This is a genomic window from uncultured Campylobacter sp. (assembly GCF_938017615.1).
Classification (GTDB): Bacteria; Campylobacterota; Campylobacteria; order Campylobacterales; family Campylobacteraceae; genus Campylobacter_B.
This window is the reverse complement of record NZ_CALIJA010000021.1, coordinates 1-25,732: the sequence shown is the minus strand read 5'-3', so window position 1 is coordinate 25,732 and position 25,732 is coordinate 1. Positions and strand designations below refer to the sequence as shown.

Genomic DNA, 25,732 nt, shown 5'->3' with positions numbered 1-25,732 from the left:
TCCATAAATTCAGCCAAATTTAGATTTTAAATTTGCATTCTAAATTTGGCTGAGCGCTACCATAGACTCTGAAATTTTAAAATCCTACCGCATGGCGCGCGGAATTTAAAATTTCTTTAGATTCCCGCTTGTGCCGTTTGCGATCAAAATATAAAGCAAGAAAATGATAAGACTAAAAGTAAGATTAAGATTGGCCGCAAGGAAGCTTGAAATCGCCTTTTTTGTTAGCCTGATCGCTTATGTTTTGGCTGCTTTAAGCCTATTTATCGTGCCCGAAGACATCTTGTCCGCTCACGCAGATTTTAGAGGCTTTACGGAATTTATGGCGGATTTTTATCCTGCGATAAGCGTAGCGCAGACTAAAACCGCCTTTGGCGACGTAGCGTCGTTTCATCTTAGCTATTTGTGCTTTTTTATGCTAGTTTGTTTGCTGTTTGCGGGACTTTACGGCGTGACAAAAGGGGCTACCGGTAGGCTTGAGGAAAATAAAAGCAACGCCCAAGCGCTTTCGCAAGGCATTATTTTATTTGCGCTTATCGTATGTTTTTTGATTTTCGGCGGACTGGATGATTTTTACTCTGGTTATAGCATATGGCACTCTTATCGCCCGACGCGAGAGTTCATAGCACAGATGAGGCTAGAATTATTTTCATACTATGAAATGATCGGCTTTGGCATTGCGAATTTTTGTGTGATGATGTCGGCATATCTTATTGTGCAGATTTGCAGGCAGCTTCGGGCGTTCATTTTGCTTAGGGCTCGCCAAACGGCTGCGTTTTTCGGACGGATTTTCGGATGTCGCTAGCCGACTCGTTAAAGCTTGTTTAAATTTGACCGCACTCGTCAATAAATGAGCCAAAGTTAGCTCAAATTTTACGCGCGAAACGCTTTAATCAAAATTTAGCTTTACCCTGCTAGCTCTCGCCCAAATTTAACCCCAGCTTAAGCATAAGCTTGTATACTTTGGCTTTAAATTTAAGGCGGCAAATGAGATCACAGAGCGAATTTTTCGGCGTTTTCATCACGCTTCTTGGCGGCGTATTATGGGGATTTAGCAGTGTTTGCGGGCAGTATCTGTTCACGCAAAAGGGCGTTAGCGCCGACTGGCTCGTACCCTACCGCCTAGGCCTCGCCGGGCTTGCGATGGTAGCGTATTACATCGCTCGCTCGCCGCGCCTAGCCTTTGCGCCGCTAAAAGATCGCGTGCTTTTGCCGCAGCTGCTCATCTACGCGTTTTTTGGGCTTATGATGACGCAGTATTCGTACTTTTGCGGTGTCGAGCTCTCAAACGCCGCCGTCGCGACCGTGATCCAGTACTCCGCGCCCGCGCTCATCCTCGCCGTCGTTTGCTTTTTAGAACGACGCGTGCCTAAAAAGGTCGAGCTCATCGCGCTCATTTTCGCGGTGCTGGGCGTCGTGCTGCTCGCCACCCACGGCGATCTGGGATCGCTGGTTATCAGCGCGGAGGCGCTGGTTTGGTGCCTCATTAGCGCGCTTGGCGTCGTGATTTATAGTCTCATCCCAACGAAGCTAAATCAAAAATACCCCGTCGCGCTAAATTTAGGCTGGGGCATGGTCATCGGCGGCGGCGCGCTCGCGCTTTACACGCGGGTTTGGCAGCTAAGTGGCGTGAGCGACGCGCAGGGCTTTGCGGCGCTTGCGGCGGTTGTGATTTTGGGCACGATATGCGCGTTTAGCTTTTATATGACGGGGCTAAAGATAATAGGCGCAAGCAGGGCTAGTATGATAGCGTGCATCGAGCCCGTTAGCGCGGCGGCATTTGCCTATTTTTGGCTGGGGACGGAGTTCGTGTTTCTTGATTTTGCGGGCTTTACGCTCATTATCTCGTGCATATTTTTACTGGCTAAAGATAGGAAAAAGGCGTAAATTTGGAGGAGAGATGATCTATTTGGCGCAGACCGATACGACGGCTGGGTTTTTGAGCAAGGATTTTCGCGAGATAAACACGCTCAAACGCCGAGCGACGGACAAACCCTGCCTCATAACGACGGCAAAGCTTAGCGAGCTAAAAAATCTCGCTCGCGTGCCCACTAAATTTAAAAATTTAGTGCGCCGCGCGAGGAAAACGACTTTTTTATATCCGAACGGCACCGCCGTGCGCGTCGTGAAAGAGTGCGCTCACGAGGAGTTTTTGAGGCAATTTGACTGGCTCTACTCCAGCAGTGCAAATTTAAACGGACAAAACTTCGACGAAGCCTGGGCGAAAGCGGCGGCGGACGAGATCGTGGATCAAAATTTCAGCCAAAACGCAAGCTCGAAAATATATAAAATTTCAAAAACTAAAATTTTGCGGATTAGATAGAGCTGCCGATTATTTACACGCGCAAAGAGCACAAAAAAGAGGCGAGAGCGAATCGGCTTTGCAAATTTAAAACCGGACGCCTCGTTTCGGCTACTTTGTCCTCTGCACAATTTAAAACGACCTTCTAAATTTAAAATGACTCTGTAAATTTAGCCGAGCCGTGAAATCCCGCCGCAGATAGACTACGCAAAGACCGCCAGGAATTTTGAAAAATCCAGAAAAGTTCACGGCAGACTCGTCGAAAAATCATATAAAAAGCTGTAAATCCCCCCCCCACTGCCTTCAAGTAATAAAATTCCTGCCGTTCTCGAAGCTGAAAATTTCACTACTGCTAGCTTTGAATGAAATTCTATCGCCAAATACTCAATCAAAATTTTAACTCAGGCGAGCTAATACTATCACTAAAAATTCTCGTATCCCGAGTATTTTCGATTAAAATTTTAGAGATCGGGCATTGCCGCTAGTTTTTACCAGAGTCGCTACGCACCGTTTTTAATCAAAGTTCTACTGACGCTGCTCCTGCCTTTGATTAAAATTTCATCTTTAAGAAAAGCTTCTCTGACGCCGCCAAAATCAAAATTTCACCGCTGCCTCATAGCCGCCGCTGCCGATACTATCGCCTTTCATCGTCGCTATCGCCGCCCCCATCGCTACTATTATTGCTTTACCTCACCGCTATTACTACTTCCGCCGCAGCAAGCGCGCAAAGCCGTCCGCATCGCTCACGCCGCCTAGCCGCCAAAGCTGCGTATAAAGCGCAAGCGCGATGCCGCCATTGCTGCGCCACACAGCCGATCCTCGATAAAATTTCCGTCGCCCGCCGCGCAACGCATTAAAACAAACAGCATATCAAAGTAGCAAACGCTGCAAATTTTAAAATTTAAACCACCTCTCGCCGTGCGGCACCGATAAATTCCAACCGATAAATTCCGCTAGCTAGTCCATCATTTCCGCATAAATCATAAATTTCCATAAATTTAACGCCGCCTTTCTTGCTTTATATTAAAATTTCGCTAAAATTACCGCATTAAATTTGAGGCGCAAACGGAGCTTAAGCTTAAACCGCTTGCGGGCAAATTAAATCCATTCAAGGAGCTTTTATGAGCGGTGTTGCGTTAATCATCTGCTTCGCCATAGCGGTCGTCGTGATGATTTTTTTGATCTCCAAAGCAGGCGTTCACCCATTTTTGGCGCTAATGCTTATCTCCCTGGCGCTCGCGATCGTCGCGGGCATACCGCTAGCCAAGATCCCCGCGATTATCGGCGACGGTTTCAGCGGCACGTTTAAGAGTATCGGTATCGTCATAATCTTCGGCGCGCTCATCGGCACCGTGCTCGAAAAGACGGGCGCGGCGCTCAAACTCGCCGATATGGTCGTAAACGTAGTCGGGCAGAAGCGCCCCGAGCTTGCGATGCTCATAATGGGCTGGATCGTGGGTATCCCCGTATTTTGCGACAGCGGCTTCGTCGTTTTAAACCCGATCCGCGAAGCGATCAGCAAAAAAATCGGCGAAAATCCGGTCGCTCTAGCAGTAGCGCTCTCCGGCGGACTTTATGCCTCACACGTATTCATCCCGCCGACTCCCGGACCGATCGCCGCAGCAGGCGCCGTGGGTCTAGGCGGCAATCTGCTGCTCGTAATCGCAATGGGCGCGGTAGTGTCCTTGCCGGTGCTGATCGCCACATACTTTTTTTCTAAAAAAGTCGCCAAAAGCGTCCATATAAGCGAAGCCGAAGCGAATGAAGTCATCGCCAAAAGCTACGACGATCTGCTTAAACAATACGGCAAATTGCCGGGCGGATTTTTAAGCTTAGCCCCTATTTTGGTGCCGATCCTATTTATGGCGCTGGGTTCCGTCGCCAAGATCTTAAAAGTAGGCGGGTTTGCGGGCGAAATTTCGCAATTTTTAGGAAATCCTATCATCGCGCTAGCCTTGGGCGTAGTTTTTGCGGTATTTTTGCTCGTACAAACCAGCAAATTAGGAGAATTTGGCGAGATCACCAACGAATCCTTAAAAATCGTAGGCCCGATCCTCTTCATCACCGCAGCGGGCGGAGTGCTAGGCAAGGTCATCACCGACGCCGGCTTCGTAACCTACATCAAGGACAATGCGACTGCCATTAAAGCCGCTGGGATTTTCTTCCCGTTCTTAATCTCAGCCGTCTTAAAAACCGCGCAAGGAAGCTCCACCGTTGCGATCATCACTACAGCTTCGATTATGGGCGCATTTAACGCAGACGGCTCGCTAATGCAGGTACTGGGCTTCACCTCCGAAATGTCCGGCGCACTCGTCGTGATGGCGATCGCAGCGGGCGCGATGACGGTTTCGCACGCTAACGACAGCTACTTCTGGGTCGTTACGAATTTCAGCAAGATGAACCCGCAGCAAGGCTACCGCACCCAAACTATGCTAACCCTAATTATGGGCATTACGGGCATGATCAGCGTTTGGGTTTTGTCGCTGTTTTTGATCTAAGCTAGCTTATTCTAGCCGCTACCGCGCTAAATCAGTGCGGAGCGCTACGGGCATCTACCAGCGGCTAGCTACATAAGATTCTTTAAATTTACGTAGCTAGCCGTACCGCGCAAATGCCTTAATATTAAAATTTCGTATAGCGGAGTTTTAAATTTACACACAAAGCCTCAAGGAGCGAAATTTTAAAATTCTATCGCTACGGAATTTTAAAATTTAGCCGAAATTCTATGGCTTACAGAATTTTAAAATTCCACGACATGAAATTTTAAAATTTGCCCCCATAAATTTGGCAACGAGATTTTAAAATTCTACTCTTGCTTCAGTCTTGTCATCGTAAATTTAGCCTACGCGCTGTAAAATTCCAAAATTTTAAAATACCAGCTAAAGGAAAAATATGAAAGTTTTAGTCGCGATCGACTCGTTTAAGGGCTCGCTTAGTTCGCTTGAGGCGGGCAACGCCGTAAAATCAGGCATCGAAAAGCTAGGCTGCGAGGTGTTCGTCAAACCTATCGCAGATGGCGGCGAAGGAAGCGTTGAAGCCCTTGCAGACGCGCTAAAAGCTAAGTTCATGGACGTCATCGTAGCAAATCCGTTAGGCGAAAAAACGCCCGCGCGCTACGCCTTAAAAGGCGAGCTAGGCATCTTAGAAATGGCGTCCGCATCGGGTCTGCCGCTCATCGAAAAATCGCGCCGCAACCCGCTAAAAACGAGCACTTATGGCTTTGGCGAGATGATAGCGCATGCGATTGCGCACGGCGCGCGAAAGTTTATCATCGGCATCGGCGGAAGTGCTACGAATGACGCGGGTATGGGTATGCTGCGCGCGCTCGGCTTTAAATTTAAAGATGCAAATGGCGCAGAGCTTGCGGGAGCGGGCGAGGATCTGATTAAACTCGCCACGATAGATTGCACTTCGGTGCTGCCGCATCTTAAAGAATGCGAGTTTCTTATCGCCTGCGACGTAGATAATCCGCTCTTTGGCGAAAACGGCGCGGCATATATTTACGCTCCGCAAAAGGGCGCGGATGCAGCGATGGTAAAGCAGCTCGATGCAGGACTTATAAATTTTGCAAGCGTCGTAAGCAAACATCTTGGATGCGAGCTTTGGAATAGCCCCGGAGCAGGAGCTGCCGGCGGGCTAGGCTTTGGCTTCGTAAGCTTTCTAAACGCGACGCTTAAGCCAGGCATCGACATCATCACCGAAGAGATCGGGCTAGATCGCGATATGAAAGACGCCAAGCTCGTCATCACAGGCGAAGGAAGGCTCGATTTTCAAAGCTCAATGGGCAAAACCCCTTGCGGTGTCGCAAAGATTGCCGCTTCCTACGGCGTGCCCGTAATCGCGCTGGCAGGCGGTATCTCGCCCTGCGCCGGCGGCTGTAATGAGCGAGGCATAGGCGCATTTTTTTGCATCCTAAACGAACCGATGAGCCTTGAGCGCGCAATGGAAAAAGAGACCGCGACACAAAATTTAGCCCGCGTCGCCGAACAAGCAGTGAGATTGTTTCTGCTAGGGCGCAGCGCTAAATAGGGCTTTTGGGCTGAAATTTTAAGGCGCGCCTGCTAAAGCTTACATCGAGCGCGGTATGTATGCGTGGCAGGTGCGGTTGCGAAATAAGACGGCGACGGCTCGCAACAGACAAGAATGACAAAGTGCGGCAGGCGGCGAGCACGGCGAAGAAGCGAAATTTTATGCAGGATAGATTTGCGTGCTTTAAAGGCACGGCGCGATCTTGACGCAGATGGGGTGACGCGCAGCTTGCAAGGCATAAAAAATATACGCTAAGAAGCAGGCGAGAACCTACAACGATGGACGTTAGTAAAGCGGCGGCTTGCGGCAAGAGGATACGGGCTATGACGTGCATGCGCGGCAAGCAAATACCGCGCGGCGATCGGCAAAATTTCATCCACCACAGACCGCGGTAAGTGGATAAAATTTTACATTAAAGCGGAGCTTTACCGAAATTCTAGCGCGTTTGAAAATACGGAGCGATCGGATGAGAGTTAAGACGGCGGGCAGCTCGGCAGTGGCGTAGCGGCGTGAAATTTCCGGCGCAAAATTTTACTTTACTGCGCAAGCATATACGCTAGGAATGATTTAAAATCCATTTTTTAATCAGGCGACTTGCTAGCCCTCACAATACAACCTCAAGGCGTGATTAAAGCAGATAGAATTTTAAAATTTAACGCCATATTCGCAGCCTATGAGATTTGCAACGTAAATTTAAAAGCAGCTATCCTCTTTTAAAATTCCGTTTAAATTTTAGCCTACGATATGTCCGTCTTGAGGCGAAAAAGACCGCTCAATCGCAAAATCGCGCTTCTGCAAAGATGGTGGCAGCGCATTACTCCGCTCGCTCGCAAAGCCCATCAGCCCTCCGATGACGCTTTGATGAGAGGCGGGCTGCGTCTGCGCAAATTTGTATTATTAAGATCGCGGATTTGCTTATCGCTAAATTTAGTGCATATGCAGTCGCCGTACGCCACTATGGTAAGAGTGGGTTTGCATTAATTTTGCTCCGATCGCGCTGTATTTTTTGCGATAAAAATTTATGAAATTTAATTTGCGATCGGCGCCGTGAAATTTTATAAAGCTCTATTTTAAAATTTGCGGCACGGGCACGTACCGACCAGGTCGTCAAGCTAAAATCAAAATTCCAAGCGGCGAATGCAGAAAGCCATCGCGCCTAGCGTATCTGCCGCGGCAGTGCGGACACGCTAAATTTATCGCTTTTAGGACGCAAAAGACGCGCAGGCGTGGGCAAAATTTATTGATTTTAGAGTTTCAAGCATCGAATTCGCGCGTCTAGGCTAAATTTTAAATTTAAAGCGCGCGACGCTTCGGACGCATCCGCGCGACTGCAAGCGCTCATAAAATTCGCCCGAAGCAAGGTTGTAAAACTGCGGACGGGCACAAAATTTATCGCCGCAAAAATCAAAACCGCGAAAGCAAAAAGGCTCCACGAGCACTCGCCGCCGCACCCGCCCGAGCAAATTAAAATCGCATAATCCGCCTAGCCGGCATACGTGAAGGGCGCTGTTGCGGGCATTTGCACTTAAATCCGGTGTGATCGCAATGCGATTTAAAACCACGCCTGCTTAAATTCGCGCCCTTTCGGTTCGCTCGCAATCACATCTCGCCGCAGTAGCGCTTTAAATTTGCGCCGCCGCGATTTGTGCGCATTCAATCGCTACGGCAAGGGTAAAATTTCAAAATCTAGGTCCATACGCGCCGATTTGCCCGCCAAAATCGCTCGGATCGAATTTACGCTACCGCAATCCGCGCAGACTAAAGCGCCGCCGCTTAAAAGCGTAAAATTTACCTCTCAAACGGCGGCGCGAAATTTCACTAAAATTTCATCTCTTAATTCGGCGCGCGATTTATAAAATTTAGCCCTCGCCGCGCTCCGAAATCTGCGGCTTAGGCAGCGCCAGGCTCTTTGCGGTTTTGCTAAAAAGTATCAGGTCCTCGGTGCTTTGCACGCTCCACGGCAGTCGCGAGAGCGCGAATTTGAAAATTTCAAAGCAGGAAACGGCGTCGCTAAATGCGCGGTGGTGGACGTTTTGCACGCCCAAAAGCTCTTTTAGCGAGCCAAGCCCGTATCTTTGCGCCTCGATCGTACGGCGCGCGAGCTCGACGGTGCAGAGCCTGCGATTCAAAAGCATCCCAAAGCCGCATTTTTGCAGGCTCGCGTCGATGAAGCCGTAGTCAAATTTGACGTTGTGCGCCACAAAAACGCTATCTCCTAAAAACAGCCTAAACCGCTCCAGCACGCTAGCTAGCGGCGGTGCGCCCACTAGATCGTTCGCGCAGATCCCAGTAAGCTCCGTGATATTTTCGGGCACGACGGGCGCGTAAACGAAGCTCTCGAAGCGATCGAGTTCCTGCGTGCCGCGCGTTTTTATCGCGCCGATTTCGATGATCTGGCCATTTGAGAGCCCGCCGTTCGTCTCGATATCTACGAAGCAAAAAATTCCATCCGAAATGTCCGTCTCGCGGGTCTTGAGCGTGATTTTGCCGTTGTCGAGTTTTATTATCTCTATGCCCAGCGCCCGCCACATCGAGAGGTCTTTGGGCTCGAAAAGCTCGGTAATTTCGGCAATATCGCTTGCTTTAGCAATAAAATCGTGATAATTTATGCTCTTTTGAGCCAGTAAATTTATTAAATTTTCGATTCTATGCGTCAAAATTTTACCCCTGTGCCGCGCCTAAATTTTAAGCGCACGGATCGCCCCTGCGTAGTCGTTTGAAGAAAATATGTAGTTGCCCGCTACCACGACGTCGGCACCCGCTTCGTCGATATCTGCGATATTCAGCCCGTTTACGCCGCCGTCGACCTCGATGAGGCATTTTGCGCCTTTGCGATCGATCAGCTCGCGCAGCTGCTTAATTTTCTCAAGCGCCGAGGGGATAAATTTCTGTCCGCCAAAGCCAGGATTGACGCTCATTAAAAGCACCATATCGACCTCGCTCAAGATAAACTCCAGCGCGCTAAGCGGAGTGTGCGGATTTAGCACGACCGCGGGCGAGACACCGCTGCGGCGGATATGATCTATGAGGCGCAGAGGGTGCTGCTCCTCCTCGATGTGGAAGCTAAGAAATTTCGGCTTTAGCGGCAAAAAAAGATCGACGAAAAACGGCACGTTTTTAACCATCAAATGAATGTCCAAAGGCTTGCTGCTCGCCTTTGCCGCGGCGCTTGCTACGAGCGGTCCGATCGTGAGATTGGGTACGAAATGCCCGTCCATCACGTCTACGTGAATGAGATCGGCGCCCGCCTCGCAGACTGCGCGAATCTCCTCCGCAAGCCTTCCGAAATCCGCCGATAAAATGCTGGGTGCGACATACATTAAGATTCCTTTAAAATTTCAAGATGCGGAATTTTACTTAGTTTTGTCATAAATTTCGCTAAATTTAAACCGCAGCGGATTTTAAGCATAATTTGAAATTTTTTCGCTATAATCGCCATTTATTTTAATCATCAAGGATTTATTATGGCAAGAAGATGCGCAATCACCGGCAAAGGTGCGATGGTAGGAAACAACGTCAGCCACGCAAATAACAGAACCAAAAAGAAATTCCAGGTCAATCTACGCACCATCCGCGTTCAGCTAGAAGACGGCTCAACCAGACGAATCAAAGTAGCCGCCTCAACTCTACGAACTATGAAAAAACAATCAAAATAACCCCTCAAAGAGGAATTTATGTCTGTTTTGGACAAGATCAAGCGATTCCTCGACTGGTCCGGCTCGACTAAGCCGGACATCAACCTCTACACAGAAATTTACGACCAGCTACGTCCATTTCGCTTACCGCTGATAACCATCGTGCTGATGATGCTAATCGGCACATTAGGCTATGTCTTTATAGCGGGCTTTTCGCTCGTGGATGCCTTTTATCAGGCGGGTATGACCTTCACGACGGTAGGCTTTACCGAAGTAGCGCCGATATCGCCCGCGGGTAGAATTTTTACCGTCTTATTCATCCTCATGGGCTTTGGAACCTTTTCGTTTTGCCTGGGCGTCGTCGTCGAGGTCATAAAAAACGGCAAACTTCAAAATTTACTTAGGGAGCAACGAATGATCAATAACATCGCAAGGCTCAAAAACCACTACATTATCTGTTACAACAACATCTACTGCGCCGAGCTTGCCAAGCAGTTTCGCGAAAATCATCTACCTTTTGTCGTGATCGACCCCGATCCCGCTCTAGCCAAAATCGCCGAGGAAAACCGCTATCCATATTTCATCGTAGGCGAGCCGCATGTAGAAACTACAATGCTAAAAGCGCATCTGTCATCTGCAAAATCCGTCATCACACTAAGTCCAAATTTAGCCGATAATATCGCAATAATCTCGCTAGTGCGCCTATACGAAAAGGAGCTTGGTCGCATCACCCCCTACTTCATCATGGCAAATAGCGATGATGACAGCGACACGCAGAGGCTAAAAAAACTCGGCGCAAATTCTATCGTCTCACCATCCAAACTCGCTGCGCAGAGGCTTTCGGCGATAAGTGTGCGTCCTGATATGGAAAACATTTTGGAGCGGTTTTTGTATAAAAAAGACTCGCTTATCGATATCGAGGAGATCACGGTGCCCGATTTTTCGTGGATCCGCTTTAAGCGTCTAAAAGAAACTCGCTTGCGTGATTTTACAAACGCCGACGTCGTGGGAATCAAAGAGCCCAACAGTCGCTTTATCCCGATGCCAGATGGCGACTACCTCATCGGTACTGGAGTGAAATTTTTAGTCATCGGCACCGCCGAGGGTATCCGCAACACCAAAAAACTCATCCGCAGCAAATACAAGCCGCAGGAGATGAGATATGTTTAAAATCGTCCCGCTTGAGCTTGGACTGCAAAATGTGGGGGGCTTCTATTTTGACGGCGTGAATTCGGGCTTTAAAAAAGAGGGTAACGATCTAGGATTTATCCGCGCGGATGAGCCCTTTGCCGTAAGCGCGATCTTTACGAGCAATAAATTTCAAGCAGCGCCGATTAGGCATTTCAAAAGGGCGCAAGAGCGCGCGGGTGGAGAGCTTAAAACAAATTTTATCCTCGTAAATTCTAAAAACGCAAACTCTATGACCGGAGAACAAGGCATCGCCGATATCGATGAAATTTTTAGCGAGCTTGGCAAAAAAATCCCTCTGATAAACCCCGTTATGAGCTCGACCGGCGTCATCGGATACCGCCTCAAAAAGGAAAAAATTATCGTCGCCGCGCAAAATTTTAACCTCTCGGCGCGAAACTCAGACGCCCTAGCCACCGCCATCATGACGACAGATACGATAAAAAAGGAGCTTGCGTATGAAATTTCTTTAGAAAACGGTGAGAAATTTCACATCGCAGCCGTTTGCAAGGGCGCGGGTATGATCAATCCTGCGCTTGCGACCATGCTCTGCTTCGTCCTGACCGACGCAAAAATCCCGCGCGCGGATATGGACGAGCTGCTAAAAAAAGCGGCGGAGCAGAGCTTCAACACCGTAAGCGTCGACGGCGACACCTCCACCAACGATACGATTATGCTCTGCAGCAGCGCCAAATGCGCCTACGAAAAGGAGGCCTTCGCGTCCGCGCTAAACGCTCTGACGCACGAGCTTGCGCTAATGCTGGTAAAAGACGGCGAAGGCGCAACCAAGCTGGTGCGATTTAGGCTAAGCGGTGCCGCAAATGCTGGGGATGCCCGCAGGGCGGCAAAGGCGCTAAGCAATTCGCCGCTTGTTAAAACGGCGATCTTCGGCGAAGACCCGAATTGGGGTCGCATAGCCTCCACCATAGGCGCCTGCGGTATCGAATGCGACGAAGAAAAGCTGCGTATCAAATACGACGACGTGCTGCTTTATGACGCGCAAAATCGCGAGCTGGACGCCGCTCGCGAGGCTTCGGCTCACGCCGTAATGCAGCAAAAAAGCTTTACGATCTGGTGCGATTTGGGGCTCGGAGATGGCGAGTTTAGCGCGTACGGCTGCGATCTTAGCTACGACTACGTAAAAATCAACGCCGATTATAGATCATAAAGATTCACAGCTTGCTTCATAACCTAAAAATCTCGTCTCGAAAATAGCGAAAGCAGCAGGGCTTTAAAGCTCTGCTCTTAAAATTTTATCATTTAAATTTGCCTGTTTTAAATTTTTAAAGGCTAAAAATTTTACCTCTTAAAATTTGGAATCTCATGCGTGAAATTCAGTCTAAATTTGATAGCTGAAATTAGGTTTTAAGCGCTTTATTGATATACTTGAATAAATTTTTTAAAGGAGTAGGCATGTTTCATGAATACAGAGATTTAATCACTGAGTTAAAAGGCAAAAACGCGAGATTTGATTCGCTTTTTGAGAAGCACGACGAGCTGGATCACAAGATCGCCGACGCACAAGCCGGCAGAGTGCATATGAGCGATCTGGAGATCGATGCGATGAAGAAGGAAAAGCTTCGCATAAAAGATGAGCTAGGCAGCTTGCTAGCGCAATATAAAGCCGAAAAGGTAGATAAATAAAGTTGCTTGCGGCGAAATTAAGATGCAGCAAAGTGCTAGCAAGGCTGATTTCGCCGCCAAGCTTTAATCCGCGTTTAAAATTTTCTAATCGCAATAAGTTTAACCGCTTAAATTTGCCGCGCGCGATAGAAATATTAAAACAGCGTGCTAAAACGAGTTAAAATCTACACCGCACGCTTCACCATATTGACACCGCTAAATAATTTTTACGTATCGCTACATCACTGCATATACCAACAATGCGGTATTAGCGCAATCAAATATAATTCGTTACGGCTCTCTATCGCCCTTTCTGCTTCTAAAAATATCTCTTGTTGAATATTTTGCGCTGCAGAGTAAATTAAAATTTACGCCGCATCGCCTTGCAGCCTGGCTCTTAAATTTTTACTTTGCAGCGAGCATTTTTAGAAAATTTCAAATCCTGCGTTTTGCTTATTGCGGGCGCAATACCTACTTTAAAATTCCGCATTTCGCAGAAATCTAAAGTAGCGCTAGAATTTTAAATTCCCGTTCGCGCTAACCGCGAAATTTTAAATTCATACCTCCAACTAAGCACTAGTTTATGTTAGAGCCTGCTTTAGTCTCTCCACGGAATTTAGCCAAGCTTGCTTATTTTAACCCGCTTCGTTGAGCTTTAAAAATTTAGATTATTTCTTTGATCGTATCGGATAATGCCTGCCGGCACGGAATTACTCAAGCCACCCTATTTGCTATATGCGTAATTAAAAGCGACGCTAACGCGGAATTAAATAGTATAAGTGGATCTGTAAAAGGTATGAAATTTAATCATAGGATTTTAAGCGCTAAGGATTTGCGATAGAATTTCGCCGCGCAAATCAAATCCCAAAGCTAGTCTACTCGAAAACCTTTGCTTCTAAGCCATGTAGCCTTTGCAAGCCGATATCGATATATTCGTTAAGCTTCTCATTATTTTCCAGCAATTTATCGTAATAGCTCTTGGCTCTTTCTCTCGCGGTCGCATCAGGCTCGATATACTTTAGCCCGCTTTTGAAAAGTCCTTTGGATTCCACAAAATAGATCGAGTGGATCTTCTCGCAGTGCGATAGCCCTGCTTCAGTGTAGTTTAAAATCGATTCGTACGCGATGTTGCCTAACAGCTCTTGCAGTCTATTTGCGGGATTTTTGAAAAACTCGGCAAACTCCTTATACGGCGTAAAAACCTGATCAAGATTTTTCATCGCATCGCCGTAGATACCCTTTTTCAGGCGAAACATCGTCATTTCTTGAGAACTCACAAACTTCTCTATTGCTTTTATCGTATCGTTTTTATTCACTGAATTTTTCCCTTTTAAAATATGAAACGCTCGGATTATATCGTTTGTTTTATAAAAATCCGTTAAAAATCGGTTAAATTTTGCCCTAGCGTTTTAGCCAAATTTCTTTGGCGCTTTTGATTAAATTTACTGCCTCAGCCGCCGCACTTCTCGCACAATCCTCGCACAAGCACACTTTTGACATTTTTTTGTGGCAAAGCTGGCATCGAAATCTCCTCCATTTTATGGCAGCTTTCACAGATAAAATACGCTTTGACGCCGTCGGTGAGCTCATAAAAGCTTTTATGATTATTTTCGCTGGTAATTATCAAATTTTTCTCTTCCAAAAGCGCTATATTGCGATATATAGTGGTTTTATTCGCGCCCGTTTGTTCTACTAGTTCATCATAGCTTACCGGGCATTTTTTCTCGCTTAGGATCTGCACGATCTGCACTCTAAGCGCTGTAGGAGCGATATCGTGACTCGCTAAAAAATCTTTGGGATCCATTTTACGCCTTTTTTAAAATTTAAGCGATGATAGCGAAATTTAGATAAATTTATATTAAGTTGCAACTAAGTTGCTTTTGATATACTTCCGCAATTTTTTTTGGAAAGGAATTTTATGAAAAAGCTTGTTTTCACGCTTTTAGCAGCTAGTTGCGTAGCATTCGCCAAACCTACGGTCACCACGACCATACTTCCTACGAAGTATTTTGTTGAACAGATCGCAGGTGATACCCTGCAGGTAAATACGATGGTTGGTAAAGGCGCTGATCCGCACACATACGAGCCTAAGCCTTCGGAGATGAAAATGCTAGAAAATAGCGATCTGTATTTTGCAGTCGGTATAGAATTTGATGAAGTCTGGCTACCAAAGCTTGCCGCATCGTATCCGAAGATGAAGATAATCCGCACCGAAGATGGCATTACCAAAATGGCTATGGCAGAGCATCACCATCACGACAAACATGATCATAGCGCACATCACGATGATCACGATCATGACGCGCATCATGAGCATGGCGACAAAGACCACGAGGCGCACGAGCACCATCACCATCACGGCGGCTTAGACCCACATATATGGCTCGATCCGCAGCTTGTAAAAATTCAAGCTAAAAATATTAAAGACGCGTTAACCAAACAGTATCCTAAGAATGCTAAAATTTACGAAGCAAATTTTGATAAATTTGCTAAAAAGCTGGACGAGCTGGACGCCTACGCAAAGCAGAAGTTAGCGGGCGTCAAGGGAAAGAAATTTATGGTTTATCATCCGTCTTGGGGCTACTTCGCACATCGATACGATCTGGAGCAGATCGCAGTCGAAGTGGAGGGCAAAGAGCCTAAGCCTGCAGATTTAGCCGAGCTAATCGAGGAAGCCAAAGAGGAAAAGATCAAGGTGATTTTCGTCGCACCGCAGTTTTCCAAAAAGGCAGCGCAAACCATTGCCGCGCAAACGGGCGCAAAGGTGATAGAGATCGATCAGCTGCCGCTAGATTGGTACGAGACGATGAAAAAGACGATCGACGTTTTCGGAGAAAATTTGTAGTTGATGAAATTTATTAAAATTTTACTTTTATCCGCGATCTTTAGCTCGCGGATATTTGCGTGCGCTCTGTGCGCCCTATACACGCCCACTGCGCACGTTAGCATCACTCCCGTCGCACAAGACGGCAAGATCGCGAGTCTGCATTTTTCGTGGCTTTTCTCTCAAAATTTTACCGACGTCATAATGCAGACCTACGATATAAATTCCAACGGCAAGCTTGAAAATAGTGAGCTTGCCGAGATAACTAAGGCGATGACCGATTATCTAACCCCCAAAAATTATCTTTGCGAAGCGGAATTCTACGATCAAGCGCCAAAAAACGCAAAACCTGTGCTTAGCAACCTCGTAGGCACGCAAATTAAGGGAAATTTTAAAAACGCAATAAGCCTCGTCAAAAAGGGCAGACTCATGTTCGAGTTCGATCAAAAAGTCGGCTTCGAGCTGCGCAATAACCGCGTTCTTAAAATTTCCATTAACGACGATCAGGGATTTTTCAATTTCAAAATGGTTGACGACAAGCCCATTAATCTGGGCGAGGGCTTTGTAGCGAAGCCTAATTCAAATTTAGCCACCACTTTTATAGAATTTAGCGGCGAAAAGCCAAAGATCGCAGATAAAAAGCCGCCAATTTCAGGCGCGCCGAACTCCGATTTAACGCAGAGCGAACTTACATCTAGCGAGCAGAGCCTTGCGGGCTCAGAGGATAAACTTGCGCAAGGCGGGCAAGGAAAACCTAATGCCAGCTCGGCGCGCAGATCAAACCAAAGATCGGTTGGTGATATCGTTTCGGAGGCTGCAGTAGAGGCGCAAAAAAATATCGCCGCTTCGGATGCTCTCGCGCAGATTAATAAAGCCGCTAAAAAGGACGCGCATGCAAAAGGTAGTCCCGCAAATTCTGCGGCGCCTGCAGATAAAGGCGCGGGCGAAAATTTTGCTGCGATCCAAGATAACTCTTTAAATTCCGCGCATTCTACGCAAAATCTAGCGACGCCGCCCGAGGAGAGTTCTTTAAATTTAGCGCAAAATAACGCGAGCAAAAACGGCGCCACATCCGACAGCGACGAGATTTCAAGCGAGCAGCACAAAGAGGTCTCACTGGGATTTGTCGCGCAAAAGACGATGGATTTTATGAAAAGCCTCAAAACGGCGTTTCGCGCAAGCAGCGAGCATGCAAGCGCGAGCACCATCCTATGGGTCTTGGCGCTTTCTTTCATATACGGCTTTTTCCACGCGGCAGGCCCAGGGCACGCGAAGCTGCTAACGGCGAGCTATTTCTTAGCCCATGGCGGCAGCTACATCAAGGCCTTTGGATTTGCCCTTAAAATCGGGCTTCTACACGTCCTAGGAGCGCTCGTTTTGGTAAGCGCGAGCATGTTCGTGCTGCAAAACGTTGCAGGCATAGTTTCTGCAAACTCCGCCTCGATCACAACGAAAATTTCAGCGCTTCTGATCATCGTCATAACCGCGCTCATCATCTACGACAAAGCTCGCCGCGTAAGATCGGGCGCCCACCACGATACGGGCTGCTCCTGCACCGCTTGCGCTTCCGCCGCAAATACCGCAAGAACAGGCGCTGGATTAAAAAATACGGCGTTTGCAAACGCCGGAAATTCTGCTCACGCAGCGTCAAAGAGCTATAAATTTTCTAAATTTAATATTCAAAGTGGCGAATCCGCGCAGTATTTGGATGCCAAAAATTTAGGCTCCGCAACGGCAGAGATAAATTCGGATTCAAATTTAACCGCAAGCCTAGAAGAAAACTCGTCTAGCCAAAACAAGCAAAAACGGGCTTTAAATTCTACAAATTTAAAAAACCAAACCTCGTCTTACTCGCTGCAAAATGGCGCGACTGGCGGCAGCGAGAGAGGGCGGGAGTGGCTTATCGCGCTTGCGGCGGCGCTCGTGCCCTGCCCCGGCACGATCCTTATTTTCGTGCTTGCCTTCAGCCTCGGAAGCTTCGTGCTTAGCGTCGCAAGTGCGCTTTTCATCGGTTTTGGAATGAGCGTCGTGATATTTTTAGCCGCGCTTTTCGGCGCGAAAGCAAACGAGCTAAGCTCGAAGCGGCTCGTTAGCCTGAAGCTTTACGTCGAATTTGCGGGGCTTTTCGTGATGTTTGGGCTCGGGATTTTTATGTATTTCATCTCAGACAGCCTCAGGATACTGTGATCGCAAAATTTGAACGCAAATTTACAAAAGCGGCTCGCGTGAAATATAAGCTTATGCGATACATTAAATTTTAAATCCAATGCGAATTGTTTTCAGAATAGTAAGATTTTAAAATTTTACGTCGCACGGACTGCGTAAATTAAGCTCCGATTTCGACTATTAATTATGCAGCGGAATTCGCTCTTTATGAATTCCGCTAAATTTCGCTACAATACGGGCGAAATTTTTCTCAAGGATAGATATGTCGCCTTCTTTGCAAGATGCTATTTCACAAACTTTAATCGAGCAAAAAGCGTGCGCTAGAGTTTTTAATAGATATTACTACCTCAGTATAGCCGCCTTTTTTGCGGTCCTGTTCGTATTAGTGTTTCTAAACTGCGTTAAAGCAGACACTCCTCTAATAGAAATTGCCGAATTTTCGAGCGTCTTGATCCTTTTTCATATCTTTTGGATATTTCTTATGCATTGCGCCAGTCAAGAAAGCGAAGCGGAAATTCGCTACTACAAATTTTATAAAGAGATATTCGTCCGCGCCGTAATAAAAGATATAGATGCCGGTTTAAAATACGATCCATATACCGGCATGCAAGAGGAGGAATTTCAAAAATTTAGAATTTATAGGAAATCTAGGATCAAAAGCGAGGATCGGATTGCGGGCGTGTACTGCGGGATTAAATTTAGCCTCAGCTAGGTACATAGCAATAGCAGGTTTTACATGAAAACGGATAATCCGCTAATAGCGGCGATTATGTTGATCAAAATATTCTACGATAACTATATGGACTTTGACGGCAACGTACTGATCTGCGAGCTCGCGAAAAAAACCTCGGGCAAAACGATAGTGGTAAGCAGGGAGCTAAACGCCAAGATCTTCGGCGAAAAAGAGATGATGGACGATGTGGATTTTATGCGCGATTTTCGCGTGTTTGCGGATGACAAAGCAGAAGCGCGCTATCTGCTAACGCCCGCGTTTATGGAGCGTCTGCGCGAAATAAATCGCGAAACGAGCGGCGAGTTCAGCTTGAGCGCGGTATTTATGGATGAGCGCTTATATCTATTTTTAAACGGTGCGCCCGATCTTTTCGAAACTACTCTTTTTGATAGACCCGCTAGCATAGAGCTCGCGCGCGAATACCAAACGCAGATCCGCAAAATTTTAAGCCTAATCGAGACGCTCAAACTCACAAATTAGCAGGGTGCATTGCGGCTGAAATTTTGTACCTGCTCATTTTAGGCTAGACAGAATTTTTCGGCGAAGCATAATTTCGGCAAAACGTAAAATTTAATCAGCGGTGTAATCTCTCTGCAACTGCCCGAAATTTAATCAACAATGCAATCGCTCTCGCTCGGCAACTGCCCGAAATTTAACGAGCGATACGATTAAAGAAATGAAGCGCCTGCCGCAAATAAATTTGAAGCAAAAGTGCCTTGCCGTGTCTAATAAATAAAATTTGACCGCGTTTTGCATCGCGGCGTCTAGCTTTGGATACCGAACTCGCATAGCGGCAAAATTTAATCGGCGGCGCCCGCGATGATGAAATTTAAAAACAGATCTACAAGGGCGAAATTTAAATTTAAAAGCAAGCTCAGGGCGAGAGTTAAATTTAGAGCGCACGCGGCGTTTACAAAAGCCGCACGCTAAAAGGTATCTGCCTGGCGCATACTGCAACGTACCTCAAGCGCCGGTTCTGCGCATATATCAAGTTCCGCCAAAATCCTTGCCGCGCGTTCCCGCGTCGCCTCATCAAACGCCGTCGTAGGCTGGATTGTAAATTTAAATTATAAAGAATTGTATGAGGCGAAATTTAAAATTCCGCCCCCTAAGCGGGAAAATATTAAAGCGCCGCGTAGCGCACCATTAGGCAGGTTTGAAGCGCCGCCAGCTTATCAAGCGTGCCTTTTTGCACTTCGGAATCGACCAAAATGACTGCCAAAGCATCCCCCTCTTCGCCTCTGCCTAAGCGGAAGTCCGCGATATTGATATTCTCGTCAGCCAGGATCGTGCTTACGGATTTGATAACGCCCGGTACGTCGGTGTTTTTGAAGATTATCATCTTGCCCTTCGGCTTAAAATCGGTCTTAAATCCGCCGATATTTACGATGCGCTCCTCGCTTCCGTCAAACACGGTGCCCGCGACGTTTGAGATCGCTTTGTCGGTCGTAACCTTAACCGCGATCTCGCTTTTATAGACGCTGTTTGCAAGCTCGCCAAAGCTCGTTTCGATCCCCTTTTCATCCGCAAGAAATTTAGCATTGACATAATTTAGCGAATCGCCCAAAGAATCGTGCAGCGCGCCTACGATCGCAAAAACGAGCATCGATTTTAGATACTGAACCACCTCGCCACTGCCCTCGATGCGAATCGATTTGATAGGGCCTTTGTTGATCTGCATCGCAAGATAGGCCATTTTGGACACTAAATTTATATACGGCTCGATACCGCGCGGCAAATCCTCGAGCTTAAGCGGCAAATTTAAAGCGTTTGGATAGTTTAAGCCGCGCGCGGCGCTGATCGCCTGCTCTGCGGCTTCCCTGGCGATATTGCTTTGCGATTCGAGCGTATTTGCGCCAAGATGCGGAGTCGCACTTAAATTTTCGATATCCAAAAGCTCGTGATCGGTAGCAGGCTCTTTATCGAAAACGTCGATGCCAAGATACGCAATCTTGCCGCTGCGTAGATTGTTTACGAGCGCTTTTTCATTATACAGCCCGCCTCTGGCGCAGTTTATTAGGCGCACGCCGTCCTTCATCTTCGCTATTTGCGGCTCGCCTACCATATTTATCGTCTCTTGATTTTTCGGTGTATGAATCGTGATGAAGTCGCAAGATAAAATTTCATCGAAATTCTTCGTATATTTTACCCCGAGCTTCGTGGCCTTTTCGGGCTCGATATACGGATCGTAGGCGATGACGTTCATCCCAAACGCAAGCGCACGCACCCCCACGCGCGAGCCGATATTTCCAAAGCCGATGATGCCGAGGCTCTTTTTATAAAGCTCGGTGCCGTACCATTTCTCGCGCTTCCAAATTCTATTAATTTTTAGATCGTTGCAGGAATTTACATATTTGCGCGCCGCATTTAGCAGATGGCACATGGTCATTTCGACCGCGGCGATGGTGTTTGCCGTAGGTACGTTCATCAAAATAATGCCGCGCTTGGAGCAGCCGTCGATGTCGCAGTTATCTACGCCCACGCCCGCGCGCACGATCGCTTTTAGCTTGGCGCCGGCGCCAAGGAATTTCTCATCCACCGCCGTAGAGCTTCTGGTGATCGCAACATCCGCATCGCCTAAAATTCCGTATAGCTCGCTCTTGGGCACGCTCGTGGCGTCGATTACTTTAACGTCCGATTCCTGCTTAAGCAGATCGAAACCGATTTTGTGGATTGCGTCGCAGACTATGATAGTTTTCATTAAATTTAACCTTTTAAGTAGGTCCGCAAGGCGGGGATGCCTTGCGGGAGGAATTATTTATTTAGTTGATCTTTGATTAGATCCCCTAGGCTTTGCTTCTCGTCGTCGTTACTATTGATCTCGTTTAGCGCCTCGCGCTCCTTCTGATGAGCCAGTCTGCGCACGCTTAGGCGGATTCTGTTTTTCTTCTCATCGATGAAAGCGATCGCAGCCTCGATCTCGTCGCCTACTTTTAGGCTATCTACGCTTACGTTGCCAAGATCTTCCTTGCGGATAAGCGCGTCGATACCGCCTCCAAGCTCGACAAAAATTCCGAACTCTTTAATATCGCGGATCTTGCCTTTTACGACATCGCCTTGATTGTGACTCTTGGCAAACTCGCTAATCGGGCTATCGCCGAGCTCCTTGTGATTTAGAGAAATTTTTTGAGTGTCTTTGTCGATCTTGATGATCTTAACCTCGATCTCGTCGCCCACTTTGAATAAATTTTTGCACTTCTCGCCGCGATCCCACGAAGCGTCTTCGTTATGCAAAAGCCCCTCTACGCCGTCGATCCTCACAAACGCGCCGAAATTCGTAATCGTAGTGACGCTGCCTTTTAGCACGTCGCCCACTTTATGCTTAGCAACGAACTCGTCAAAAGGCTTGGTAAGTAAATTTTTAAGGCTCACGCGCAATCTGCGCTCGCTAGGGTTAATCTCTACGACCTCGACGTCAAGCTCCTCGCCCTCGCTGATGAAATCTTTCGGATTTTTGATATTTTTATCCCACGAAATTTCGCTGATATGCAAAAAGCCCTCGATGTCGTTGCCAAGATCTACAAACGCGCCGTAAGGCTCGATATTACTTACTTTTACGCGGATAGTATCGCCCACTTCCAGGCTATCTTTGATCTCGTTCCAAGGATCTGGCATCGCTTCTTTAATCGAAAGGGAGAGATGCTTTTTATCGTTGTCGTATTTGATAACTTTAACCGGAACCTTATCGCCCTCTTTGTAGAGTGAGCTTGGATTTACAGGACCTTTGTATGAAATTTCGCTGTAGTGCACGAGTCCGTCCACGCCGCCTACGTCTACAAACATACCGTAGGTGGTGATCTTTTTGACGACGCCTTCGATGATGCCCTCAGTAGCGATTACTTTCTCGATCGCCTCTTTGCTTGCTTTGCGATCCTCATCAAGCAGCTTCTTGCGCGATACTACGATGCTTTGTTCATCTCTATCGACCTTGATGATCTTTACCTTGAAATTTTTACCGACAGCGCCATTGGGGTTTTTAAGCGCACTTTGCGAGCGAGGCATAAAAAATTCCACATCATCTGCGTTAGCGCAAACGAAACCGCCCTTATTAAATGATAGAATTTTAACGTCATAGACATTCTCTGCGTTTTCATCATAGGAGTCGATGAACGCCTTTACTTTTTCCTTCTTTAGAGCCTTTTTATACGATACGACCGGGCGACCGCCTCTGCTTCCGATAATAGCGACTTTGATGTCATCTCCTACGTTAACCTGCGGGTTTCCTTGCTCGTCGCTAACCTCGGCGGCGTCTAAAATGCCCTCCGACTTCCTGCCTACGTCTATGAAAACCTCGCCGTCCTTAAGGGCGATAACCTTACCTGTGACAACCTCGTCGCGAGACTTCCCGGCGTCATACTCCTCTAACAATGTCGCAAAATCTTCCTCTGCGTGGTTTTGAACCTTCTCGTTCACCTCAGCCATATGCTTCCTTTAAATTTATTTGTGCTTTTTTGAAAAGAACTAAAATGCGCGATTCTAGCCAAAATTTGCTTTCGATTTGATAAATTTCTAAGAGTAAATTTGATAAGAGGGCTTATAAATTCTGCGTTAGACTTTCGATCCGAGCTACCACTTTTTTGATGATCCAATCGGGCGTGCTAGCTCCTGCGGAGATGCCGCAGAGGCTTTTGTTTTCAAACCACGACCGCTCAAGCTCGCTTTCGTTTTCTATAAGGTAGCTGTCTTTGCAAAAATTTTGCGAAATTAAAAAAAGCTGCTTGGTGTTGGAGGAATTTTTTCCGCCTACGATTATCATCACGTCAGCCTTTTGCGACAGACTCTTTACGGCCTCTTGATTTTCCAACGTCGCATTGCAAATCGTATTAAAAATTCTCAGCTCCCTCGCGCGCTGCATCAAAAAATCCGCGATTTTGGTAAAATTTTCTATCTTTTTCGTAGTCTGCGAAACGAGCGCGACGCGAGTCCCAAGCTTGATCTGTAGCAACTCCGCGGGCTCTAGCACTACGTAAACTCTTCCTTTGGCGTAGGATTTCACGCCCTTTACCTCAGGATGGTTTTTATCGCCGAAGATCACGATATCATAGCCCTCCGCGCTCATCTTTTCTACGATCTGCTGCGGCTTGGTCACGAAGGGGCAGGTAGCGTCGATGAGCTCTTTATTTTGCGCCTTTAATCTTTGCAGATCGTCCTTTTGGATGCCGTGGGTGCGGATGATGAGCTTTTGCTCGTCAGTAATCTCGCTAACGCCCTCCAGGGTTTTGACGCCGAAATTTTGCTTTAAACGGTTAATCTCTTCGGCATTATGTATCAGTTCGCCGATCGTAGCGGCCTCACCGGCGCTTTCTGCGATCTTGATCGCACGCTTGACGCCGAAGCAAAAGCCGTAGCTTTTGGCCATCTCAATCTTCAACGCCGACCCCGATCTGTCTTAAAATCGCGGCGAAATTTGGAAACGACGTCGCGATACAATCGCTATCCTCGATGATCATCCCCGATCTTAAACCCAAAATCGCAAAGCTCATCGCGATGCGGTGGTCGCCGCACGGCGTGATGATCGCCGCGTTCGCCTCGCCGCCTTCGATCTGCCAGCCGTCCTGCAGCTCGCGAGCCTTGATACCGCAGGCGCGAAGCCCTTCGCAGGTTACCTTTATGCGGTCGCACTCCTTTACGCGCAGCTCGGCGGCATTTTTAAGCACGCTACTTCCCTGTGCGCAAGCAAAGGCGATCGCAAGCGCCGGCGCTTCATCTATCAGCCACGAGATATTTTCGCTCACCTCTACGGCGTGAAGCGGCGCGTAAGCGACCTCTATGTCGCCGATCTGCTCGTAAATTTCGCTCGTTTTGTGAAATTTTACTTCAGCGCCCATGCGTTTTAAAATTTCATACGCCTCTATGCGGGTTTTGTTTAGCAGCATATTTTTTAGCACGATACGCGAGCCGGGAGTTATCGCCGCGGCGACGGCGAAGAAAAACGCCGAGCTAGGATCGTTTGGGATAAAAATTTCAAGCGGTTTAAGCGGCGAGCTAAGCGGCGCGACTTCGATCGCAAGTCCGTTTCGCGAAATTTGCGCACCCATCGCTTTTAGCATCCGCTCGCTGTGATCGCGGCTAAGCTCGGGCTCGCTAAGCTTACACCCGCTGCCGCGCAAGGCCGCTAAAATAAGAGCGGTCTTAAGCTGCGCGGACGCAATTTTACTCGCGTATTCAAAATGCCCGAGCTTTTGCCCTAGCACCGCAATCGGCGCTTTTTCGCCGCCTGCTCGTCCATAAATTTTAGCGCCTACTTTGCAAAGCGGATCCGCAACGCGCCTCATCGGGCGCTCGCTTAGATACCGATCGCCGCACAGCACGAAAAAGCCCTCGCGTCCCGCCAAAAAGCCCATAAATAGCCGCATCGCGGTGCCAGAATTACCGCAATCAAGCGGGACGTTCGGCTCTTTGATAACCTCCGGCGGAGTGATTAAAATTTCGCTCGCGTCGCGCTGCACGCAAGCACCCAAAAGCTCCACTATTTTTAGCGTATTTAGCGTATCCTCGGCGGCTAGATAGTTTGAAATTTTACTCGTCCCCTCCGCTAGCAGCGAAAAGATCGCCGCACGATGCGAGATCGATTTATCCGCGGCGATGTTTGAGATCTCCGCTCGTAAAGGGCCCGCTTGCGTAAAAATTCTCATCGCAGCCCAAGTCCTAGCTCGCTGCTAAGAGCGGCTAAAATTTTATCGGTAAAGCCCGCGACTTCCTCGTCACAGAGGGTTTTTTGAAGGTCTTGAAAAACAAGCCTGATCGTCAGGCTCTTTGAATCGCCCAGGCTTTCGTCGCTGTAAAGATCGCTCGGGATAAGCTCCTTTAGCACCTCGATTCTAAGGGCGTCTATACACTGCTTAATCTGCTCGAAGCGCATTCCGCTCGGCACCAAAATGCTTAGATCGCGCGATACGCTAGGAAACTTCGAATAAGCGTCCGCTACGATATTTTCAAATTTAAGCTTGGAAAAATCGATCTCGCACAGATAGCTTTTATCCAGATCGCGCCCTGCTTCTACGGCGTAATCCACGCGCCCGATAAAGCCTACTATTTCGCCGCCCTGCTCGATCTGAGCTTGCTCGAATTCGCTTAAAAATTTCAAATTTTCGCTCGGGAGTCTAACGTTAAATTTACCGATGACGCTTTGGATTAAATTTGCAAAATACAAAAAATCCACCGCAGCGGGTTTTGCGCCGGCAGCGATAGAAGGCTCGGCTTTTAGTCCGCTAGCTATAAAGCCTAGCCTT

21 protein-coding genes and 1 pseudogene are annotated in these 25,732 nt (G+C 47.6%); 13 read left to right on the top strand and 9 right to left on the bottom strand.

Annotated elements, in window-relative coordinates; all coding sequences use genetic code 11:
- The first annotated feature begins 163 nt into the window (after positions 1-163).
- The 5 genes from Q0620_RS01050 to Q0620_RS01030 all read left to right on the top strand — a co-directional run bounded on the left by Q0620_RS01050 (position 164) and on the right by Q0620_RS01030 (position 6,331).
- Entirely contained in the window at positions 164-805 is a 642-nt protein-coding gene (locus tag Q0620_RS01050; RefSeq protein ID WP_297941469.1) for a hypothetical protein, read from the top strand.
- 182 nt (positions 806-987) lie between these two features.
- The gene (locus Q0620_RS01045; protein WP_298782845.1) at positions 988-1,887 is read left to right on the top strand and encodes a DMT family transporter; all 900 of its coding nucleotides are present in this window, start codon (positions 988-990) and stop codon (positions 1,885-1,887) included.
- 13 nt (positions 1,888-1,900) lie between these two features.
- A complete protein-coding gene (locus Q0620_RS01040) occupies positions 1,901-2,323 on the top strand; it encodes a Sua5/YciO/YrdC/YwlC family protein (RefSeq protein ID WP_298782844.1) in 423 nt (140 codons plus the stop codon).
- A gap of 1,100 nt (positions 2,324-3,423) precedes the next feature.
- Positions 3,424-4,800: a GntP family permease gene (locus Q0620_RS01035; protein WP_298782843.1), complete on the top strand. Its 1,377-nt coding sequence runs from the start codon at positions 3,424-3,426 to the stop codon at positions 4,798-4,800.
- A 394-nt stretch (positions 4,801-5,194) separates the two neighbouring features.
- A complete protein-coding gene (locus Q0620_RS01030; RefSeq protein ID WP_298782842.1) occupies positions 5,195-6,331 on the top strand; it encodes a glycerate kinase in 1,137 nt (378 codons plus the stop codon).
- 1,859 nt (positions 6,332-8,190) lie between these two features.
- Here Q0620_RS01030 and Q0620_RS01025 read toward each other — a convergent pair.
- Positions 8,191-8,988 carry a 3'-5' exonuclease gene (locus Q0620_RS01025; RefSeq protein WP_298782841.1) on the bottom strand — a complete coding sequence of 266 codons (798 nt, stop codon included), beginning with the start codon at positions 8,986-8,988 and terminating at the stop codon, positions 8,191-8,193.
- Positions 8,989-9,009: 21 nt separating this feature from the next.
- Complete coding sequence (gene rpe / locus Q0620_RS01020; RefSeq protein WP_298782840.1) at positions 9,010-9,651, bottom strand: ribulose-phosphate 3-epimerase; 642 nt, start codon at positions 9,649-9,651, stop codon at positions 9,010-9,012.
- Positions 9,652-9,795: 144 nt separating this feature from the next.
- Here rpe and rpmB point away from each other — a divergent pair, with 144 nt between their 5' ends.
- The 4 genes from rpmB (at position 9,796) to Q0620_RS01000 (ending at position 12,798) form a co-directional block, all read left to right on the top strand.
- Positions 9,796-9,987 (top strand): 50S ribosomal protein L28, encoded by a 192-nt coding sequence (gene rpmB, locus Q0620_RS01015; protein ID WP_040304421.1) that lies wholly within the window; start codon positions 9,796-9,798, stop codon positions 9,985-9,987.
- Positions 9,988-10,005: 18 nt separating this feature from the next.
- Positions 10,006-11,136 (top strand): potassium channel protein, encoded by a 1,131-nt coding sequence (locus tag Q0620_RS01010; RefSeq protein WP_297960908.1) that lies wholly within the window; start codon positions 10,006-10,008, stop codon positions 11,134-11,136.
- A complete protein-coding gene (argJ, locus tag Q0620_RS01005) occupies positions 11,129-12,322 on the top strand; it encodes a bifunctional glutamate N-acetyltransferase/amino-acid acetyltransferase ArgJ (protein WP_298782839.1) in 1,194 nt (397 codons plus the stop codon). The genes Q0620_RS01010 and argJ overlap by 8 nt, the downstream gene beginning before the upstream one ends.
- 245 nt (positions 12,323-12,567) lie before the next feature.
- Positions 12,568-12,798 (top strand): YdcH family protein, encoded by a 231-nt coding sequence (locus Q0620_RS01000; protein WP_298782838.1) that lies wholly within the window; start codon positions 12,568-12,570, stop codon positions 12,796-12,798.
- Positions 12,799-13,652: 854 nt separating this feature from the next.
- Here the strand turns inward: Q0620_RS01000 and Q0620_RS00995 are convergent.
- Both Q0620_RS00995 and Q0620_RS00990 read right to left on the bottom strand, forming a co-directional pair.
- On the bottom strand, positions 13,653-14,093 hold the full coding sequence (locus Q0620_RS00995) for a hypothetical protein (RefSeq protein WP_291939615.1): 441 nt from the start codon (positions 14,091-14,093) through the stop codon (positions 13,653-13,655).
- Positions 14,094-14,227: 134 nt separating this feature from the next.
- Positions 14,228-14,581, bottom strand: a complete 354-nt coding sequence (locus tag Q0620_RS00990; RefSeq protein WP_298782837.1) for an HTH domain-containing protein — start codon at positions 14,579-14,581, stop codon at positions 14,228-14,230.
- Between the two features lie 114 nt (positions 14,582-14,695).
- Between Q0620_RS00990 and Q0620_RS00985 the strand changes: the two genes are divergently transcribed.
- The 4 genes from Q0620_RS00985 to Q0620_RS00970 all read left to right on the top strand — a co-directional run bounded on the left by Q0620_RS00985 (position 14,696) and on the right by Q0620_RS00970 (position 18,980).
- Positions 14,696-15,622: a zinc ABC transporter substrate-binding protein gene (locus Q0620_RS00985; RefSeq protein WP_298782836.1), complete on the top strand. Its 927-nt coding sequence runs from the start codon at positions 14,696-14,698 to the stop codon at positions 15,620-15,622.
- Positions 15,623-15,625: 3 nt separating this feature from the next.
- On the top strand, positions 15,626-17,788 hold the full coding sequence (locus Q0620_RS00980; protein ID WP_298782835.1) for a DUF1007 family protein: 2,163 nt from the start codon (positions 15,626-15,628) through the stop codon (positions 17,786-17,788).
- A 241-nt stretch (positions 17,789-18,029) separates the two neighbouring features.
- Positions 18,030-18,479 (top strand): hypothetical protein, encoded by a 450-nt coding sequence (locus Q0620_RS00975; RefSeq protein ID WP_298782834.1) that lies wholly within the window; start codon positions 18,030-18,032, stop codon positions 18,477-18,479.
- 24 nt (positions 18,480-18,503) lie between these two features.
- Positions 18,504-18,980: a DUF3137 domain-containing protein gene (locus tag Q0620_RS00970; RefSeq protein ID WP_298782833.1), complete on the top strand. Its 477-nt coding sequence runs from the start codon at positions 18,504-18,506 to the stop codon at positions 18,978-18,980.
- Positions 18,981-19,623: 643 nt separating this feature from the next.
- Here Q0620_RS00970 and serA read toward each other — a convergent pair.
- The 5 genes and pseudogenes from serA to Q0620_RS00945 form a co-directional block, all read right to left on the bottom strand.
- Positions 19,624-21,201: a phosphoglycerate dehydrogenase gene (gene serA, locus Q0620_RS00965; RefSeq protein ID WP_298782832.1), complete on the bottom strand. Its 1,578-nt coding sequence runs from the start codon at positions 21,199-21,201 to the stop codon at positions 19,624-19,626.
- 53 nt (positions 21,202-21,254) lie between these two features.
- Positions 21,255-22,922 carry a 30S ribosomal protein S1 gene (locus Q0620_RS00960; protein ID WP_297902399.1) on the bottom strand — a complete coding sequence of 556 codons (1,668 nt, stop codon included), beginning with the start codon at positions 22,920-22,922 and terminating at the stop codon, positions 21,255-21,257.
- A 112-nt stretch (positions 22,923-23,034) separates the two neighbouring features.
- Entirely contained in the window at positions 23,035-23,871 is an 837-nt protein-coding gene (locus Q0620_RS00955) for a 4-hydroxy-3-methylbut-2-enyl diphosphate reductase (protein ID WP_298782831.1), read from the bottom strand.
- On the bottom strand, positions 23,861-25,135 hold the full coding sequence (gene aroA, locus Q0620_RS00950; protein ID WP_298782830.1) for a 3-phosphoshikimate 1-carboxyvinyltransferase: 1,275 nt from the start codon (positions 25,133-25,135) through the stop codon (positions 23,861-23,863). Before aroA ends, Q0620_RS00955 begins: the two co-directional genes overlap by 11 nt.
- Positions 25,132-25,732, bottom strand: a pseudogene (locus Q0620_RS00945) (phenylalanine--tRNA ligase subunit beta); the annotation flags it as partial. The gene aroA and the pseudogene Q0620_RS00945, both read right to left, overlap by 4 nt.

What these genes read in the sequence shown, in the direction of transcription:
- Q0620_RS00970 (WP_298782833.1), top strand. Translation starts at nt 18,504, where the DNA reads ATGAAAACGGATAATCCGCTAATAGCGGCGATTATGTTGATCAAAATA.
- Q0620_RS01045 (WP_298782845.1), top strand. Translation starts at nt 988, where the DNA reads ATGAGATCACAGAGCGAATTTTTCGGCGTTTTCATCACGCTTCTTGGC.
- Q0620_RS01000 (WP_298782838.1), top strand. Translation starts at nt 12,568, where the DNA reads ATGTTTCATGAATACAGAGATTTAATCACTGAGTTAAAAGGCAAAAAC.
- Q0620_RS01040 (WP_298782844.1), top strand. Translation starts at nt 1,901, where the DNA reads ATGATCTATTTGGCGCAGACCGATACGACGGCTGGGTTTTTGAGCAAG.
- Q0620_RS00985 (WP_298782836.1), top strand. Translation starts at nt 14,696, where the DNA reads ATGAAAAAGCTTGTTTTCACGCTTTTAGCAGCTAGTTGCGTAGCATTC.
- argJ (WP_298782839.1), top strand. Translation starts at nt 11,129, where the DNA reads ATGTTTAAAATCGTCCCGCTTGAGCTTGGACTGCAAAATGTGGGGGGC.
- Q0620_RS01035 (WP_298782843.1), top strand. Translation starts at nt 3,424, where the DNA reads ATGAGCGGTGTTGCGTTAATCATCTGCTTCGCCATAGCGGTCGTCGTG.
- Q0620_RS01030 (WP_298782842.1), top strand. Translation starts at nt 5,195, where the DNA reads ATGAAAGTTTTAGTCGCGATCGACTCGTTTAAGGGCTCGCTTAGTTCG.
- rpmB (WP_040304421.1), top strand. Translation starts at nt 9,796, where the DNA reads ATGGCAAGAAGATGCGCAATCACCGGCAAAGGTGCGATGGTAGGAAAC.
- Q0620_RS00990 (WP_298782837.1), bottom strand. Translation starts at nt 14,581, where the DNA reads ATGGATCCCAAAGATTTTTTAGCGAGTCACGATATCGCTCCTACAGCG.
- Q0620_RS00975 (WP_298782834.1), top strand. Translation starts at nt 18,030, where the DNA reads ATGTCGCCTTCTTTGCAAGATGCTATTTCACAAACTTTAATCGAGCAA.
- aroA (WP_298782830.1), bottom strand. Translation starts at nt 25,135, where the DNA reads ATGAGAATTTTTACGCAAGCGGGCCCTTTACGAGCGGAGATCTCAAAC.
- Q0620_RS01050 (WP_297941469.1), top strand. Translation starts at nt 164, where the DNA reads ATGATAAGACTAAAAGTAAGATTAAGATTGGCCGCAAGGAAGCTTGAA.
- Q0620_RS01010 (WP_297960908.1), top strand. Translation starts at nt 10,006, where the DNA reads ATGTCTGTTTTGGACAAGATCAAGCGATTCCTCGACTGGTCCGGCTCG.
- serA (WP_298782832.1), bottom strand. Translation starts at nt 21,201, where the DNA reads ATGAAAACTATCATAGTCTGCGACGCAATCCACAAAATCGGTTTCGAT.
- rpe (WP_298782840.1), bottom strand. Translation starts at nt 9,651, where the DNA reads ATGTATGTCGCACCCAGCATTTTATCGGCGGATTTCGGAAGGCTTGCG.
- Q0620_RS00980 (WP_298782835.1), top strand. Translation starts at nt 15,626, where the DNA reads ATGAAATTTATTAAAATTTTACTTTTATCCGCGATCTTTAGCTCGCGG.
- Q0620_RS00960 (WP_297902399.1), bottom strand. Translation starts at nt 22,922, where the DNA reads ATGGCTGAGGTGAACGAGAAGGTTCAAAACCACGCAGAGGAAGATTTT.